The following is a 16,543-nucleotide window of genomic DNA, read 5'->3' on the forward strand; positions in this document are numbered from 1 at the left end:
ATATTCTTTATCCCGAATTCACATAATTTGAATTTTTTGTGTTCATATATTCAGTTATCCTTATTCCATGAAAATATGGGCTACTTGTCCTAGGATATCTTCTGGCTAGACATTTGGTATAATATGCATTGAGCTATGAACTACTGGAAAAATGTCAAATTTATTTCGTACTTCAATTAATGCATCAGCGGTTTTATGAAATACAGCCCAAATTATTGCTGCTGTTTCACTATCTATTACAGACTTAATGTTATTAGGTTGTTGTTTATATCTCTTTAGTTGTTCTTCAGCCTCATGAGCTTTGGCTGATAATATATTTGCTGTTGTGTCTTTATCAAACTTAAGTTCTATCGCTATAAATCCATCTTTCTCTGCTATGCCTATATCAATACGAGCTCCTCCACCAGATTGCATCTCTGGGATGATGCTAACACGCGTACCACTTCCATTAGCACCATAAAATTGTGAGTCACTATAATATGTAAGCAATCCTTGTAACACAGCTTGAAAATCTATTTCATAGTTAAATAATTTTTTAAATTTAAATAAGTCTGGACTTATATTTTTAAATAGCTCCAAGTAATGTTCAACATCTTCTGCATGTATAGTAGTTTGCCTCACTGCCACCACATCAGCTAATATACTTTTTAATTTATTTATATCTACATCTAGTCTAATAAACTGCCCTGAAAAATCTTCTGTTTTAGATATATTATATGCATCTAAATTGTCATAAGAGTTTACTTTAACATTTCTACACCAATCTTCAAAGTGACCTTTATTTGCTTTTTCTTTTTTAAGGTTTAAGTTAATTTCATTTATTTTTATGTTTTTATTTTCTCCAACTAAATTCTCTATATTAACTTTTTTATCTTTTATGGTTGCAAGTATTTTCTCGTCAGCATTATCTTTAATTATGTTAAACAATACTAACTTATTTTTTTTATAATTCACAAACCCAAATGTTGCTATATCTTCTAAAACATGCCATTTGATTGGTTTTTTTCGGCTAATACGTTCTGTTTCTTCTCCATGTTCAAACATATGCCTTTCCCATAGTTCATTTTTGGTTCTGACAAGCATAGATTGTCCCAATAATGCCTTTACAGTATAAGAATAATAATCTGAAGCTTCATTCGGTATGGCATAATAAATATATTTTAGCTGTTCTTTTATTTTTGTTTCATCAATTGTTTGTAATGCTAGCTGTAAAAAAGGTTGATGATCAATATTTTTTGTTTCTGCTTGAATCCACAATCTGTTATCCTTGTTCAAGTCACAGTTCAATACTGAATAAACAATATCTTTATTGTTTGTGATCATTCGTTGTGGTCCATACCAAAATGCTTCAGCATATTTCTTAGCCTGATCCTTATCTTTTTGTAAAATATCTTGTCCTCCCTTTTTAAGTTCTATAATTATGGGGATAGCATTAGGTAATCGCTCAGGTGAACGTACTAACACAACAATATCAGCAAAACCTTCACTTAATGCTAATTCTAGATAGCATTTAAGGTTATGTGTATACTTAAACAACATTACAAAAAAGCCAGATACCAATGCATGATATTCATACTCTTTAGTAAAATTGATTTGAGTTAAATATGTGGAAACTTTGTTACTAAAATATTGAAGTATTGTTTCAGCAGCATCTCTAACTTTTTCTTTTTCTGTTACAGCAAGTTTATAAATCAAACTATCTATATTCTTCCTTTCTCTTGTTTTTATACAAAAAGGAGTATTGTCTACTTTTGCGTTAGGTATTCTCTGATAATAATCATTATATTGCACTTTTTCCACTTTGACTTCTTGTGGGTAATCTATTACAACTGAATAGACTTTTTTACTAAGATGGTGAAGAACTGTATTAACATGATCAATTTCTCCTTTTGTAAATTGAATAGGTGGTTGATGATCAGAAAATGCTATAAATATTAGCTTCTCTGGAGGTTTTGATAGTTCTTTGATAGATATAGCTAATTTTACTACTTTAACACTACCTGCTTTTTCAACACGAAGATATATTTCCTTAACTCCTAGCTTTTCTCCTAAGGCAGTATCAGGTAAAACTAAAAACCCACCTAAACAAAATAAAGGAAAGAAACCTTGCTTATTAACTGAACGTTTATTATCTGGTAATTGGCTAATAAACGACATTAGCCTTTCTTGAAAGTCATTAATTTTACCTGACAACAACATTTCAATTAATTCAGGATATCTTTCACTTGTTGAGTTATCTGAATTTTGCATATCTTACCTATTTTTGATAATTAATTCATGATCTTCTTGTCTCCATTTTACTTAGAAACACATAGTATTACTGTTATTCTACAACATCAAGCCTTCCTAGACATTCTATTGCATCACCTATAGTATCGTTACCATCATTTGATGAAATAGGAGAAGTATTTGTATCCTGGATAATTCTTTTTTCATTAAAAACTTCCATTAACTGTGGTAAAGTTTTTTTAATCTTATCGTTTATAATGATAAATTTATTATTTTTATCTTGTTGTATATCTACATCACCGATGGGATAATAATTATTAACTAAAATATCTATATTATTAATGAACTGGTTAATATCTTCTAATACTGCTTTGTTATTTTTAGCATAACAAAATAAAAATTCTTTCAATGATTCTTTGTCACCATTTTTATAAAGAATATTACAAATACTTCTACCTATATTATCAGAACCATCATCAAAAAAAACATATTGACGCTGGTCATCACTATAAGCTTTCCATAGTTCTTGAAAAGCTTTCTTACAACCATGTTCTGTAAACTTTCTCAGTAAGAAATAAAACTCATTACTATCAAATTCAGGCAATTCCTGCCAAAATTTATTCCTTCCTAATTCTATAATGCCATCTAATAGTTTTTCTCGAAATCCAATATGCCCTATACGACTAATCACTGATAACAAGCTGCTGTATTCTTCTATATCGAAAAATTGAGCTTGTATCGGAAATAATTTATATACGGTATCAAAATAACCTTCTGCAATTAATCGATAAAGTATTGATGGACCACGAGGATTACTAAATTTCATAAGAAAGAATTCCAATTGCTGCTTATTATCCATTACTTCCTGTAAGCAAAAAATAACTGTATCAACACCACTATTACCGGCTGTACCACTTGCAGAATATAAAGCCGCTTCAACAAGTAAATTCAATCTACTCTCTTCAGAAATACTTTGATCTTCTAATAGTCTTTTATAAAAAAATGCAACTGCTTCACGTTCATGGTCATAGTAAGCTGATTTAAATCCATAAATATTTGGATTACGATCATAATATTTACATTCTAAATCTTCTTGTTGAATTCGTTCGAGCTTATTAGTAATATAATGTCCCCAAAATCTTTCTAATATTCTATAGCTTTCTCCTAAAACATCATCTTCAGATGAATTATGAACCCTTTTACCTATTTCCTTGTTTAATTCAAACAAATCACAAATTAGTTTTTCATCTAAACAATTTAAACAAGCTAGACTATAGCAATAATATGCACTTAAAGTTTCATAATTATTTTTTGAGCTATTCTCTATTAATTTTTGAACAAACACTTTTGTATCTAATCTTTTTCCATAGATATTATCATTAATCCAGCAATCATCCTCGGAAATCGCAGTTGACACTGCATTTTCAAAATGATCACTAATATCATAATTTCTATAAATCCATCTTGTAATTTGCTTTGTTTTAGATTCTTTAAAAGGATCATCTTCTTTAATACTACTTTTTAAAATGAGATTAAGAGAACGTGTCCCCGGTTGACCTACAGCTTCTTGTTCCATGTTCTGCTCCTATAATTAGTTGTGTTAAAGATTTGCTTACTTTTAATAGTAACAAATTACATAACATAATGTCAACCTACCTTTTGCTTTGATTATTAGGTCGGTTAAAACCGCAAGGGAAGTTTATCTAAAAGCCAACAGAGATATAGAATAGGCATAAATGGCTTAGCTTTACACACAAGTATAGTTTTGGTCAATGTAATCACTCCATATCAATATTTTGTAACCTTCTACCATATTCCTTTATCACTCCAGTGCTTGAATCGTTTATGAATCGCCCTCCATGAACCATAATATGATGGCAAAAGACGCCACTGGCAACCAGACCTAGCCATATACCATATAGCTTCAATAAAGAGCCGTAATTTATCACATTCTGGGATTTGCTGCTAATTAATTAGCTAACAATTTCACTGGTATTTGACAGGTAATAGTTGTACTCTTAGCCTCTTTGCTGGTTATTGTAATCTCACCGTCCATTTCATTGATAAGTTGTTTGACAAATGTTAGTCCTAAGCCTAATCCCTTATTACATTTAGCAATTGTATTTGCATCATCTAATTCTTTACACATATCTCGCTGCTTTACCTCAACGATACCACCCCCCGTGTCATGCACAATAATTTGTAATATCTTGTTTCTTGTATTTTTTCCTTCAGTTAAAAGTGGAAATAACCCAACTGTTACAATAACATGACCTTCTTTAGTAAATTTAATAGCATTTCCCACTAATTGATCTAATACTGCCTGCAATCTCGAATGATCGCCAATGATATGCTCTGCTATGTCATATTGAAAATTACAGGAAAGATTTAAGCCCTTACTTATCGATGCTGGCTTGGCTTTAGTGATCGTGTTATTGACTAATTCTTTTATGTTAAATTTTTCTAAGGTTATGGCAGTTACTGTAGCATTCTGCCTTAAAAAGGCTAGAATATGACGCGAATAATCAAGTAATATTTCAGCACAATCTACTATAGTTTTTAGATAATGCTTTCTCTCTGTGTCTTGCTCTACTTCATAAAGAACGGTTATTAGGGCAAACATCCCACTGCAAGGCACTTCTATACTATAACCAATATTGCGAATTAAATCTATTCTCATTAATTCATCTATTTTTAGTTTATTTTGTGCTTCTTGCAATTTTAGTTGTATTTCTCTATATTTAATAATATCAACATAATTTCCTTGTGGAGCTATTTGAGCAACTTGATCTGATGGTATTAATGTGACAGTTGTCGGAGCTAGATGTAAAATCCAGTTTTTTTCTGTAGAATTTTCTATTTTATTGTTATCTTGTTGTTGATTTTCATTATTAATTGTCATAGCATACCTCTGCTGTTTTCAGTGATGGAAATAGAAAGCCAGAGGTTAAATGGTTAAACTTGCATAGTAAAATTTAACCTCTGAGCTTGATGCGTGCCTTAATTAGCAGCATCATTCACACAGATATCACCATAATTCTTGACAGTACAGAGGATTTGCCAAGTTTTTAACAGATTTTTGTCCAACCTGATAAAGAGCTGCACAAATGAGACACTTAGATTGTGCTAATTAATAAAAGCAATTCTTAATTATAAAAATAAACAGAATAATAGTGTTTATTATACTAATAATAATACTAAAAAAGACCTGAAACTACACTATTCTTTGACATCTTAGCCTATTTTTAGATCTAATTTATAATAGAATATTATAGTAATAATGAAATTTGATCAGATTAAAGAGTTAGATGAATATTTTTAAAATTATACCCCTGTTTTTTGTTGTGGCTTTCTAGAGTTTCAGTTAACAGCTCTTCTACTTGATAACTAATATTTTCATTGTCAAAATCTATGAACTCTATTATTATTTTGCTTGTAATTTTATTATTAGACTCTAGAAGTTCCACCAGTGTTATTGCTCCTTTATCAGTAATATTGTTATAGCTAAGGTCTATTTGGCTGATGGTTCTATTAGTTTCCAAAGCCTTAACAAGCTGGACAATTCCAATATCACCAATATCATTATGACTAAGAGATATTTTCTTTATAGTGTTATTGTTTTTTAGCAATCTTGCTAGTATGATTGCTCCTTTATCAGTAATATTATTGCTACTAATATTCACTTGCTTTACAATTTTATTATTTGTTAGAGTTCCCGCCAGTATATCTGCCCCTTCATCACCAATATCATTGCCTATAAGACTTATTTGCTTTATGGTTTTATCATTTTCTAGAAATTCATCTAGGTTCTGTTGACAAAAATTTTAACGTAACCATATTAAAGTTCCAACGAAATTTAGAAAAGCTAAGAAAGTGGCTGGAGCCTTATCAAATCTAGAAAATATACGCCTAAAATGTTTGATTTTACCAAATAAGCACTCAATTAAATATCGTTCCTTATAAGTATGTTTATCATATTCACGTTGTACTTTACGGTTAGATTTTGGTGGTATAACAATCTCACACCCCTTATTTTCTAAACTTTCTACAAATGCACTACTATCGTATCCTTTATCGGCTATCACAGTCGTATTCTGAACATCTTGAGTAAGATTTCCCGCTTGAGTTATATCATTTCTTTGCCCAGCAGTTAGTATAAACTTTAATGGATTACCAAGGGCATCAACAAGGGCATGAATTTTAGTACTAAAACCACCTCTACTTCTACCTAAAGCCGCTTCTTCTTGATTACCTTTGATATATCCAGATGAGCAAGCATGTGCTCTCACAATAGTTGCATCAATCATAATTGATTCCATATCTGCATCTACTTTAACATAATCCATTAAATCCTCCCATATACCTTTGTCAACCCATCTCTTAAATCTGCGATAAATACTGTACCAACAACCATAATCATCAGGTAGAAGACGCCATTGGCAACCTGTTCTAACAATAAACCATATTGCTTCAATAAAATGTCTCGTTTTTTCTTCATTCTTGTTGTGTATACCATTTCTTTCCTTAAAAAATGATAAAATTACTTCCCATGCTTGTTCTTCTATGTAATACTTCATATTGGTAGTTCCTTTTTTTGATAACTAGAAACTACCATTTCTTCTTACTATGGCAACTTTTTATTCCTCTTGCCTAACTATAATTTTTGTCAACAGAACCTAGTATGATTAACCCCTGAACACCTATATTATTATACCCAATATCTATATTAATCACATTATGATTATTCTCTAACAGTTCAATAAGCCGACTTAGCCCCTCAAGGTCAATATCGTTGTTGCAAAGACGTATTGCGGTTATAAGCTCATTATGTTCTAAAACTTTGCCAAGTATTTCAATTTCTTCTAAACCTATACGAACGTCGATAAGTTCTATATAAGTTATATTATTGCTCTGCAAAACTTCTCTAAGTATTTGTGCAGCAATATTAATGATATTATTTATTTTTCCATTTGTTGAATTATTTTGTTGTTGATTTTCATTATTAATTGTCATAGCATACCTCTGCTGTTTTCAGTGATGGAAATAGAAAGCTAGAGGTTAAAGGGTTAAACCTGCATAGTAAAATTTAACCTCTGAGCTTGATGCATGCCTTAATTAGCAGCATCATTCACACAGATATCGCCATAATTCTTGACAGTACAGAGGATTTGCCAAGTTTTTAACAGATTTTTGTCCAACCTGATAAAGAGCTGCACAAATGAGACACTTAGATTGTGCTAATTAATAAAAGCAATTCTTAATTATAAAAATAAACAGAATATATAGTGTTTATTATACTAATAATAACACTAAAAAAACCTAAAACTACAGTATTATCTGGCATCTAAGACTATTTTAGATATAATCTATAATAGAATATTTAATAAATAACTTTATGTCAGTAACTATAGAAAAAACCCAACCATTCATCCAATGGGTTGGTGGTAAAAGAAAAATTGTTGATCAATTAATTAAACATATTCCTTCAGGAGTAAGTAATTATTATGAACCATTTCTTGGCGGTGGTGCATTATTTTTCCAAGTACGACACATGTTTAATAAATGCTATCTATCTGATATTAATCTTGACTTAGTGACGTCTTATAATGCGGTTAAAAAGAATCCACAAGCAATAAGTAAGTTACTTGATTCACATCAAGCAAATCATTGCAAAGAATATTATTATCAAGTTAGAAGTGATAATAATAGTAACAATCCTAATGAAATTACTGCAAGATTTATCTATCTTAATAGATATTCCTTTAAAGGAATATATCGTATCAATATCAATGGTGAGCCATCTCAAGGCTTTTCTGGTAGAAACTATCATAAATCTGACATTACTACTAGATTACAACAATGTAGCAGTCTGTTATCTAATACATCTATTTGTGCTATAGACTTTTCTTTTATTGAACCGCAGAAAAATGATTTTGTCTATTTCGATCCACCTTATCACCAGTCCGGTGAGAAATTTTATACTAGATTGCCATTTGATGAACAAGACCAAATGAGACTAAGAGATTTTGCTAAGGAATTAGATAGTAAAGGTGTTAAGTTTATGATTTCCAATAGTGATACGGAGTTTATTAAAAATTTGTACCAAGATTTTAACATTAATGTCATCCAAGTTACCTATTCCATGCTACAACACAGAAAAACCTCTTATGAAGTAATTATTACAAATTATTAGTTTTTAATTAATAACATTGTAATTATCATTCCAGCTAATTAATTCTAAGCTACAATTTTGAGCTTGAAAGGCGGCTTGTAAATCTTGCACATAACGATCTCTGATGTAATAATCATAAAAAGCTGAAGTGGGTTTAAGAGTTACTTTTTTATTGATGTTATCTTCTTGCACCACTATTAATTTACTGAATGTAGCGATATCAACATATTTGTTGTATCGTTCAATTAAAAGTTTTCTAGCTTTATACCATATCGAATTAGGATTTAATTGCTTACTTAGCTCAAGCAAATAGGCTTGATTTTCATGTTTAGTATTATTTCCTTGTGTTGCTGGCATAGATCGCTTACATGGCATAATTTGTAACTTTGTTATTTTATTACCATACACTATTTGTACTTGCTGTAATATTTTAGTTTTAACATGTTCTGATAAGGCAATATCTTTTAATAATTTGAGCTGAATTTGCTCTTCTAGCACTTTACCAAATGCACAAGAAGTTAGTAATTGATAAGTTGTATCAGTATCGAAAACACCAGAAATTTTACGTTTTAATTGAGCTTGCTGGCTAGTATCAGTATTATATTCTATCTCCTGTAAGTATTGATCTTTAGTTTTATTTTCATCATTGGATTTAAATTGGAAATTGCCAGAATTAGCTTGAGTAGTTTCTCGTAGTTCATTGCTTAAAGCTTTAGCCATATAGCTCAATAGCACTTTTCTTGTGACCAAAATGATGATTTGAATATTCGTCAGCTAGCTTTAATAGCAACTTGTTAATAAAGTCTAAGTTAAATTCACGATTTGATTTAATCTGCAATAAATCAGCATCTTCTTGAGTTAGAGGATAAAAATCTGCTAATCTTTTTCTTTTGAACCAGCTATTTTTACGGTTTACAACTGGAATGCCTGAACTATTGGAGCAATTTGACTCTCCTACTGGCTGACGTTTCTGTGAGACTTGCTGAACAACTTTTTGTAATGTTGTACTGAGTGGCAAGGCATCTCTCATAGGATTTTCAACTTGTGCTTCATCTGATAATTCTTGTTCAAATTGTAAAATTTGCTCAATTTTTTGTTGTTGTAGTTGCTGGTTATCAATTTTATCACCATCAACTTGATTTTTTTCATTTTGAAAAATTTTAGATTTGTCATATCTAGATTTATTAGATATATCTTTATTATTATCTATATATATAGAGTGATCCAAACTTTTTTGGGGTTGAGCCAAAAATTCTTTTGGGTTAGCCCCAAAGTTTTTTTGAGTTGAGTGCAAAAATTTTTCATCTTCAGTAGAAATTTTTTGAGAATGAGGTTGGAAAATTCTTGCCAGTTTAATACAAGGGACATTACGGCACTTAATACCATATTTGACTATGGTTGCTTTACGAAGATCAATAAAGCCAGCTTTCTGCAACTCAAGTATAGTAAAGGCAGTTGAGTTATGTTAGTGATTGTGATAATATAAAATGAAAAATGTCAACTAGCCCATACAGTATAGATTTAAGAGAAAAAGTAATAAAATATCTAGAAGCAGGAAATAGTCAAAGGTCAGCATCTAGAGTTTTTCAATTGAGCCCTACAACAGTAAATACATGGCATGTAAGGTATAAGAAAGAAGGTCATTATCAAGCAAGGAAGTATAAAGGAGCAAAGCCTAGTATAGAAATGGATGATTTTATCAAGTATGTAGAAGAAAATCCTAATAGCAAAACGGAAGATATTGGTAAGAAATTTGGGATAAGCGCTAGTGGGGCAAGATATTGGCTAAGACAATTGGGATTTAGTTATAAAAAAAAGCCTTTACCTATGTGGAAGCTAATGCTGAAAAGCGATGTAAGTATTTAGAAGATATCAAAGATCTAGCTACAGATGCGCTTGTGTATATAGATGAGAGCGGAATAGAGATGAACATTACCCAAGATAGAGGTTGGGGAAAGAAAGGTCAAACACTACAAGCAAAGAAGAGTGGGAAGTATTACCAAAGGACGAATATTATAGCAGGTTTGGTAGGTAATAAATCTATAGCCCCTTTTGTATTCAATGGCACCTGTAATACCGAACTATTTAATAATTGGGTAGAGCAATTTTTGATAAAAGAGCTTATAGCTGGTCAAGTTGTGATTTTAGACAATGCTGCTTTTCATAAGTCTAAGAAGACTAAAGATTTAATAGAATCAGTAGGATGTAGGGTAATATTTTTACCACCTTACTCTCCTGACCTAAATCCAATAGAGAAATTTTGGGCTAATATGAAAAGGTGGATTAAACAAAAAATCGGGCTTTCACAAGAATTGTATAACACCATTTGTGCATTCTTTGCTGTAACATAACTTAACTGCTTTTACTATAAGCATTGTCTAACCCGTTCTTGGCAAACCCCTAGAGATTGTTCAAAGAAGTTATAAGTTTCCTGAAGTTCATATAAGCTATTATTATGATAGATTTGTAAGCGAAATACGATCAAAGATAGGAGCTGCTTAGCAGTTTTACTTAAAACTTTACCATTATCGGAAGAAAGATCACTCCATTCAGGTGGCACAAAATTACCAACGAAATGGTAGAAGATAGTTTCAGTATTATTACTACTTTTGGTAGCAGACTTAGATAAGTTACAGCATATATGCAGCATATAGATTCCTTCTAAACATCATTATAGAAGGATTTTCAGGACAATTATACTGCTATTTTTACAGCATATATACAGCATAAAAATTTTTTATAAAAAAGCAGATTATTGCAATATAATGAAAAAGCTTTGAGGTAGGTGGTGCCGCTAGTAGGAATTGAACCTACGACCTCATCATTACCAATGGTGTGCTCTACCTCTGAGCTATAGCGGCATAGTTTTAGATTCTATAAAATATATGATCTTTTTGACATATTTTGTTTTATTGGTCAAGCAAAAATTTTAAAATTATTGAGCGTTTACGGTTTTTTGCTATTTTCTTATAATGAATAAAAAATCTGCTTGCCAAACGTCTATTAGCGAGACCACGTAGTGGTCGTGGCAATCCATTACTCTTGGTTGCATCAATGCTACTAAAGTAGTTTCTCGCTAATAGACGTCGTGTACTTTAACTTTTTTTCCGTGAACGCTTACAGCGAGTTTTGCAAGAGGTCTATTATTTATTATGTAACGATGTAAAAATGTTTTTTGCAATGGTTTGGCTTATACCATTGACTTTAGATAATTCATCAATAGTGGCATCACATATTGCTTTATATGAGCCAAAATAATGTAACAAGGCTTTCTTTCGGGTGACACCAATTGAATTTATGTCATCTAGACTAGAAACTTTAATGGCTTTGGAACGGCGTAGCCTATGGTTTTTTATAGCAAAATTATGGGCTTCATCCCGCAAAATCTGTAAATATTTCATGACCGGAAGACTCTTATCAATTGTAAAAGCCTCTTTATCAGGCATATGGAATTGTTCGCATCCAGCATTTCTGTCAGGTCCTTTTGACATACAAACAACTGGAATTTTAAGATCAAATTCTTTCATTATTTTTTGTACTACAGATAGATGCCCCTTGCCTCCATCGATAATCATTAAAGTTTTATAGTCAATTGATGAGAAGTTGGTACTTGCCTGCTCATTTGTTAGATGTTCTTTTTTTAATCTAGTAAATCTTCTTGTTAAGACGATTCTTAACATCTCATAATCATCACCCTGGGAATTCCCTTGGGGAATAGATATATTAAAAATTCTATATTCTTTTTTATCGAAACCTGATTGGTTAGCAACAATCATGCTACCTACGGCAAATGTTCCCATAATGTGACTATTATCATAAACTTCAATTCTATCTGGTATGGTAGGCAGATCGAATAATTGTTGTATTTGTTGAAAGATAATTTGATTTTTAGCAAATTGTTTTAAATGCTGATTAAGTGATAATTGGGCATTAAACTCAGCATTCTCTAATAATCTTATACTCGAATGCTTTGAAGAATTGGCTCCGCAAAACTTCGCATGTACGCTCCGCTCGCTCACCCCTTGTTTATTGTCCCCATTCTCCAGATCATTCGAGTATAGTCTGATGTTAAATTTACTATTCCTACTCAATTGTCTAATAGCCTTGGTTACTAATTCTAGATCAATGATAGGATGATTTATAATTATCTCACTCGGAATTTGAGCATTTTGATAAAATTGATTTATAAATTGTGTCAATATTTCTGATTTATTACTACCATCCGTATGAAACGGAAAGTACGCTATATTCCCATAAGACTGACCAAATCTATATACAAATAGCTGAATACAATAATAATTATTCTTTTCAACAATAGCTATAACATCAGCGTTTTTAATAGAATTACTAGATAAAGTTGATTTTAGTTGGATATAACTTAGTGCTTTTATTCGGTCTCGTATTTCGGCAGCTTCTTCAAAACGTAATTGTATACTTAATTCTTCCATTTTGTGAGATAAAGTTTTTTGTAATTCTTTAGTTTTACCATTTAAGAAATTTTTTACTTGGCATACTAGTTCACTATAATTTTCTTTACTAATTTTCTCAACACATGGGGCAGAACATCGACCAATTTGGTACTGCAAACAAGGGCGTTTGCGATTGTTAAAATAATTATCACTACAAGATCGTAATTTAAAAATTTTCTGTAATTCTTTTAAGGTAGTATCGACTTGCTCTGAGGAAACAAATGGGCCAAAAAACTCACCACCAGATAAGTTCTTTCCTCTATATTTAATTAATTGCGGGTAATCAACATCTAAGCGTAATTTAATATAAGGAAAAGACTTATCATCTTTAAGTAATACATTAAACTTAGGTTGAAATTTTTTAATTAACTGGGCTTCGAGCAATAAAGCTTCAACCTCAGAATTAGTAACATTATACTCTAAATAATGCGTTAGAGAGATCATTAATATTGTTTTATTATCAAGATCGGTTTTAATATAGTTAGTAAGACGTTTTTTTAGATTCTTAGCTTTGCCCACATAGATAACTTGCCGATCAGCTTTCAGCATTTTATAAACTCCAGGCAGGCTGGGTGCATTCTCGAGGTGATATTTTATTAAATCACTACCTATAAGTTTAGAATTTTGTAACATAACCTAGCCTTTTTCTAAGTAACCCTATGCAAAAAACTAACAAACTACACATAGTACCAATAAAGACACCCTTTAGTCGAAAATTACTAGCAAAAAAATATGTCCAAATGAAGAAAGAGGAGGCTCCACTTAATCCGCATAGAATCATCATTCTTTGTGTTATAGTGATGTTGAAAAAGGCAAATATTAGAGGAACTAATATTATTGGTCCCCAAGACCCGGTGATAAACACTACTAGATCAATTACATTATCAAATTTTAAAGCAATGATTATGGCAAAACTTCCGATTACAACATTAGTAATTCTAGTAATTAGCAATAATTTTTTTTGATTCTGTATTTTAAAAATAGGGTTCAACAAGTCTTTCACTAGAGCTATTGAGGTAACATTTAAATCAGAATCAGCAGTAGACATGACTGATGCAAGTAAGCCAATTATCACAAAGCCTTGTAACCCTGAAGGAACTATTTGATCAATTAGGTGTGGCAATGCTAAATTAGAAGAGTAGTCGGGGTAAAGATTATAGGCGATTAACCCATTTAAGGTTATAAATATTAAAAATACAGCATATATACTTGATTTTATATATATAGCATTACTAGTCTTTTTGGCATTATTGTTAATTAAAGCTCTTTGAATAAAAATAGGATATAAGTTCATTACATAAAATCCTAGCATAGCGGTTATCGTATTAATAAATAGCTCACTGGCAAAATTATTATGATGGATAAAATATACTTTTTCAATAGGTAATTGGTTGATAAAATCACTAATACCAATTTTATTAAGACCACATATTGCAATAATTGGCAAAGCAATTATCATCGCGAAGAATTGTAGTAAATTAGTAAACATAATTGATTGTAACCCACCAATAGTTGTGTAGATAATAACAATCCCATAACTTAATAAAGTTCCTTCTAAGTAGTTAATTTTTAAAATATATTGAAAAATATATCCACTAACACTAATTTGGGCAGCAACAAAGCCTATAGATACCATAATAGTTGTGATACCGGCAATAAAACGTCCTGTTTCCCCATAATATTTTGCCATTATATCGCCGACACTTTCTGCTCCATAATGTTTAGTTATTTGGGGTACAAGATAAATAGCTATTAGTATATCGACTGGCAGAGAGAGTATCAGTCCATAACTATACGATAAATCACCAGAAAAAGCTTTTTCCGCAATACCCAAAGTAGTAGCCCCGCCAACCGATGAAGTAAAAATAGTTGCAACTAATAATATCTTGCTATTTTTAATCTTGTCTTGAACGGTAGCATAATTGGCAAAACCTCTAAGTCTAGATCTATAGTAGATACCAATAACAAGTATCGATATCAAATATAGTAATACAATAATATTATCAATGGTCATTACTAATTATTTTTTGTTGAATTGAAACTCAAACATACTTCGTATAACCTGAATTAGGTTATATCTATAAATATAACAGATTTTTTTGCTCCACTAATAGCTGTATTCATTATTTTTGTGATATTGCTTATTTTTTTCATTCCCTAACTTAGTACATTACTATTACCCATTCTTTAAAAGCTTATTCTTATCCCTGTAGTATTAGATTATGAGAAATGATAAATACTACAAAAGCGTTTATTATCTTCGAGTATTTGTAGATGAATTTTAGTTATAGGTAGCGGTAATATTTCTTCAATTATTTCTGGCCATTCAATTAGACAAATATTGCCCTGCAAGGCTTCTTCTATACCTAGTTCATAAATTTCTTCTAAATAATTTAAACGGTAGAGATCAAAATGATAAATCATAAATTTTGAAGTCTTGTAGATTTGTAGCAAATTAAAAGTAGGGCTGCTGATATTAGTATCAGATCCACAAAAATGCTTTATAATCTCTCGACAGATAAATGTTTTTCCACAACCTAAATCACCTGAAAAAGTTATAATTTTATTAGACTCTAAATTTTTAGCGATAGTTTGTGCAAACAATATAGAGTCTTGTTCATTATTTAAAATAACCGACTCTTTTTGAAACTTCATTAAGCCTTCAAATTTTGATGTTTTATCCACAACTAAGTATAGTCTAACATATTAATCCTATAACATCAAATATTAACCGTGTTTATTCTAATTCCTCGATTCTGTTGAATTCAACTAACTCAATATCAATTTCAGATTTTGATGAAACAAGCTGATAACGCTCTATAGGGTGCTGAATTGTTTTATGATAATATAGTATAAAACATTTGAAAATTTACTATTTAATTAATGGTTTGGGAATTACCTGATTTTCTAAAGGGCCAGTTGGTTTAGCTGGTTCTAATAATTTCGGAGTTAAAATAAATTTAGTCTTTTGTTCAATAGGTGAAAGGGTAACATGAAAATTATGCGGTTGTTGAATTACAGCATATTTATCCCATTCCGGATAAGCTCTATCTAAATTTCCTTTAGATTCATTAGGACCATAAACTTCAATCTCACCAAATTGATATTTTTTTAGTGGAAATAATTCATTTATATAAAAGAAATCATTGGGAAATCTATATAGTGTTCTAAAATTACTATATAAAAACTTGTCATCTTTTTGCCGGAAGATAAAGATATCTATACAAACCTTAGAACATATCGTGTAAAAACTTTGATGGCGAACTTTATAACCTAACTCTGTGAAATCCGTTAATATATCTTGTAATCTGATTTCATCAGCATGCATTATGCCAATATCTAAGTCATCATCAAAAGGTATAATACCTTGGTGTCTTACTGCTCCAAGAAGCGTACCGCTCTCAATCCAATAATTTATGTTATGCTTAGTTAATATTTCATGGGTATCTTTCATTAATTGATATAAGTTTAAGGCTGTATCTGCACTAATTGTATATTTCTGTACTTGTTGGTCGGTAGGAGTTACATACCTCCATTGGTGATCATAAAACTCTACATAACCTCGGTATAAACCATAGATAATTATAATTATCCCAACTACTTTAAAGAAAAACTTATTAGTTTTTTTATTTTTTTTGTGCATACAGGTTTCTTATATTTATTTTTAGTAGAC

16 protein-coding genes, 1 tRNA gene and 1 pseudogene are annotated in these 16,543 nt (G+C 30.8%); 3 read left to right on the forward strand and 15 right to left on the reverse strand.

Annotation, left to right across the window (positions count from 1 at the left end):
* Positions 1–105: 105 nt before the first annotated feature.
* From AAGD42_RS05550 to AAGD42_RS05580, 7 genes and pseudogenes are all read right to left on the reverse strand, one after another.
* The gene (locus AAGD42_RS05550) at positions 106–2,250 is read right to left on the reverse strand and encodes a hypothetical protein (RefSeq protein ID WP_341752557.1); all 2,145 of its coding nucleotides are present in this window, start codon (positions 2,248–2,250) and stop codon (positions 106–108) included.
* A gap of 73 nt (positions 2,251–2,323) precedes the next feature.
* Positions 2,324–3,805, reverse strand: coding sequence for a hypothetical protein (locus AAGD42_RS05555; protein WP_341752558.1), 1,482 nt, complete (start codon positions 3,803–3,805; stop codon positions 2,324–2,326).
* A gap of 233 nt (positions 3,806–4,038) precedes the next feature.
* Positions 4,039–4,170, reverse strand: a pseudogene (locus AAGD42_RS05560) (transposase); the annotation flags it as partial.
* A gap of 28 nt (positions 4,171–4,198) precedes the next feature.
* Positions 4,199–5,131: a sensor histidine kinase gene (locus tag AAGD42_RS05565; RefSeq protein ID WP_341752559.1), complete on the reverse strand. Its 933-nt coding sequence runs from the start codon at positions 5,129–5,131 to the stop codon at positions 4,199–4,201.
* A 394-nt stretch (positions 5,132–5,525) separates the two neighbouring features.
* Positions 5,526–6,005, reverse strand: coding sequence for a hypothetical protein (locus AAGD42_RS05570; protein WP_341760789.1), 480 nt, complete (start codon positions 6,003–6,005; stop codon positions 5,526–5,528).
* A 48-nt stretch (positions 6,006–6,053) separates the two neighbouring features.
* Positions 6,054–6,806 (reverse strand): IS5 family transposase, encoded by a 753-nt coding sequence (locus AAGD42_RS05575; RefSeq protein ID WP_341752561.1) that lies wholly within the window; start codon positions 6,804–6,806, stop codon positions 6,054–6,056.
* A gap of 73 nt (positions 6,807–6,879) precedes the next feature.
* The gene (locus tag AAGD42_RS05580) at positions 6,880–7,242 is read right to left on the reverse strand and encodes a hypothetical protein (RefSeq protein WP_341752562.1); all 363 of its coding nucleotides are present in this window, start codon (positions 7,240–7,242) and stop codon (positions 6,880–6,882) included.
* 382 nt (positions 7,243–7,624) lie between these two features.
* Here AAGD42_RS05580 and AAGD42_RS05585 point away from each other — a divergent pair, with 382 nt between their 5' ends.
* Entirely contained in the window at positions 7,625–8,422 is a 798-nt protein-coding gene (locus tag AAGD42_RS05585; protein ID WP_341752563.1) for a Dam family site-specific DNA-(adenine-N6)-methyltransferase, read from the forward strand.
* A 3-nt stretch (positions 8,423–8,425) separates the two neighbouring features.
* Here AAGD42_RS05585 and AAGD42_RS05590 read toward each other — a convergent pair whose 3' ends face one another.
* Together AAGD42_RS05590 and AAGD42_RS05595 are read right to left on the reverse strand one after the other, a co-directional pair.
* Positions 8,426–9,121: a hypothetical protein gene (locus AAGD42_RS05590; RefSeq protein WP_341752564.1), complete on the reverse strand. Its 696-nt coding sequence runs from the start codon at positions 9,119–9,121 to the stop codon at positions 8,426–8,428.
* Positions 9,114–9,836: a hypothetical protein gene (locus AAGD42_RS05595; protein ID WP_341752565.1), complete on the reverse strand. Its 723-nt coding sequence runs from the start codon at positions 9,834–9,836 to the stop codon at positions 9,114–9,116. The genes AAGD42_RS05590 and AAGD42_RS05595 overlap by 8 nt, the downstream gene beginning before the upstream one ends.
* 59 nt (positions 9,837–9,895) lie before the next feature.
* Between AAGD42_RS05595 and AAGD42_RS05600 the strand changes: the two genes are divergently transcribed.
* Complete coding sequence (locus tag AAGD42_RS05600; protein WP_341749594.1) at positions 9,896–10,267, forward strand: helix-turn-helix domain-containing protein; 372 nt, start codon at positions 9,896–9,898, stop codon at positions 10,265–10,267.
* Positions 10,231–10,752 (forward strand): IS630 family transposase, encoded by a 522-nt coding sequence (locus tag AAGD42_RS05605; protein ID WP_341749620.1) that lies wholly within the window; start codon positions 10,231–10,233, stop codon positions 10,750–10,752. The genes AAGD42_RS05600 and AAGD42_RS05605 overlap by 37 nt, the downstream gene beginning before the upstream one ends.
* Before the next feature lie 14 nt (positions 10,753–10,766).
* Here the strand turns inward: AAGD42_RS05605 and AAGD42_RS05610 are convergent, their stop codons facing one another.
* The 6 genes from AAGD42_RS05610 to AAGD42_RS05635 all read right to left on the reverse strand — a co-directional run bounded on the left by AAGD42_RS05610 (position 10,767) and on the right by AAGD42_RS05635 (position 16,513).
* Positions 10,767–11,051, reverse strand: coding sequence for a hypothetical protein (locus tag AAGD42_RS05610; RefSeq protein ID WP_341752566.1), 285 nt, complete (start codon positions 11,049–11,051; stop codon positions 10,767–10,769).
* A 136-nt stretch (positions 11,052–11,187) separates the two neighbouring features.
* Positions 11,188–11,262 (reverse strand) — tRNA-Thr (locus AAGD42_RS05615).
* 282 nt (positions 11,263–11,544) lie between these two features.
* Positions 11,545–13,503 (reverse strand): excinuclease ABC subunit UvrC, encoded by a 1,959-nt coding sequence (uvrC, locus tag AAGD42_RS05620; RefSeq protein ID WP_341752567.1) that lies wholly within the window; start codon positions 13,501–13,503, stop codon positions 11,545–11,547.
* The gene (locus AAGD42_RS05625) at positions 13,487–14,884 is read right to left on the reverse strand and encodes a sodium:solute symporter (RefSeq protein WP_341750751.1); all 1,398 of its coding nucleotides are present in this window, start codon (positions 14,882–14,884) and stop codon (positions 13,487–13,489) included. The genes uvrC and AAGD42_RS05625 overlap by 17 nt, the downstream gene beginning before the upstream one ends.
* 206 nt (positions 14,885–15,090) lie before the next feature.
* Positions 15,091–15,525, reverse strand: coding sequence for a tRNA (adenosine(37)-N6)-threonylcarbamoyltransferase complex ATPase subunit type 1 TsaE (gene tsaE, locus AAGD42_RS05630; protein ID WP_341752568.1), 435 nt, complete (start codon positions 15,523–15,525; stop codon positions 15,091–15,093).
* A 217-nt stretch (positions 15,526–15,742) separates the two neighbouring features.
* Positions 15,743–16,513, reverse strand: coding sequence for a LicD family protein (locus AAGD42_RS05635; protein WP_341752569.1), 771 nt, complete (start codon positions 16,511–16,513; stop codon positions 15,743–15,745).
* Positions 16,514–16,543 lie beyond the last annotated feature (30 nt).

This window comes from Candidatus Tisiphia endosymbiont of Dioctria linearis, from assembly GCF_964026545.1.
Taxonomy (GTDB): Bacteria; Pseudomonadota; Alphaproteobacteria; order Rickettsiales; family Rickettsiaceae; genus Tisiphia.

Excerpts from the sequence above, each read along its gene's own strand:
- AAGD42_RS05550 (WP_341752557.1), bottom strand. The coding sequence starts at position 2,250 with ATGCAAAATTCAGATAACTCAACAAGTGAAAGATATCCTGAATTAATT.
- AAGD42_RS05555 (WP_341752558.1), bottom strand. The coding sequence starts at position 3,805 with ATGGAACAAGAAGCTGTAGGTCAACCGGGGACACGTTCTCTTAATCTC.
- AAGD42_RS05565 (WP_341752559.1), bottom strand. The coding sequence starts at position 5,131 with ATGACAATTAATAATGAAAATCAACAACAAGATAACAATAAAATAGAA.
- AAGD42_RS05575 (WP_341752561.1), bottom strand. The coding sequence starts at position 6,806 with ATGAAGTATTACATAGAAGAACAAGCATGGGAAGTAATTTTATCATTT.
- AAGD42_RS05580 (WP_341752562.1), bottom strand. The coding sequence starts at position 7,242 with ATGACAATTAATAATGAAAATCAACAACAAAATAATTCAACAAATGGA.
- AAGD42_RS05585 (WP_341752563.1), top strand. The coding sequence starts at position 7,625 with ATGTCAGTAACTATAGAAAAAACCCAACCATTCATCCAATGGGTTGGT.
- AAGD42_RS05590 (WP_341752564.1), bottom strand. The coding sequence starts at position 9,121 with ATGGCTAAAGCTTTAAGCAATGAACTACGAGAAACTACTCAAGCTAAT.
- AAGD42_RS05600 (WP_341749594.1), top strand. The coding sequence starts at position 9,896 with ATGTCAACTAGCCCATACAGTATAGATTTAAGAGAAAAAGTAATAAAA.
- AAGD42_RS05610 (WP_341752566.1), bottom strand. The coding sequence starts at position 11,051 with ATGCTGCATATATGCTGTAACTTATCTAAGTCTGCTACCAAAAGTAGT.
- uvrC (WP_341752567.1), bottom strand. The coding sequence starts at position 13,503 with ATGTTACAAAATTCTAAACTTATAGGTAGTGATTTAATAAAATATCAC.
- AAGD42_RS05625 (WP_341750751.1), bottom strand. The coding sequence starts at position 14,884 with ATGACCATTGATAATATTATTGTATTACTATATTTGATATCGATACTT.
- tsaE (WP_341752568.1), bottom strand. The coding sequence starts at position 15,525 with ATGAAGTTTCAAAAAGAGTCGGTTATTTTAAATAATGAACAAGACTCT.
- AAGD42_RS05635 (WP_341752569.1), bottom strand. The coding sequence starts at position 16,513 with ATGCACAAAAAAAATAAAAAAACTAATAAGTTTTTCTTTAAAGTAGTT.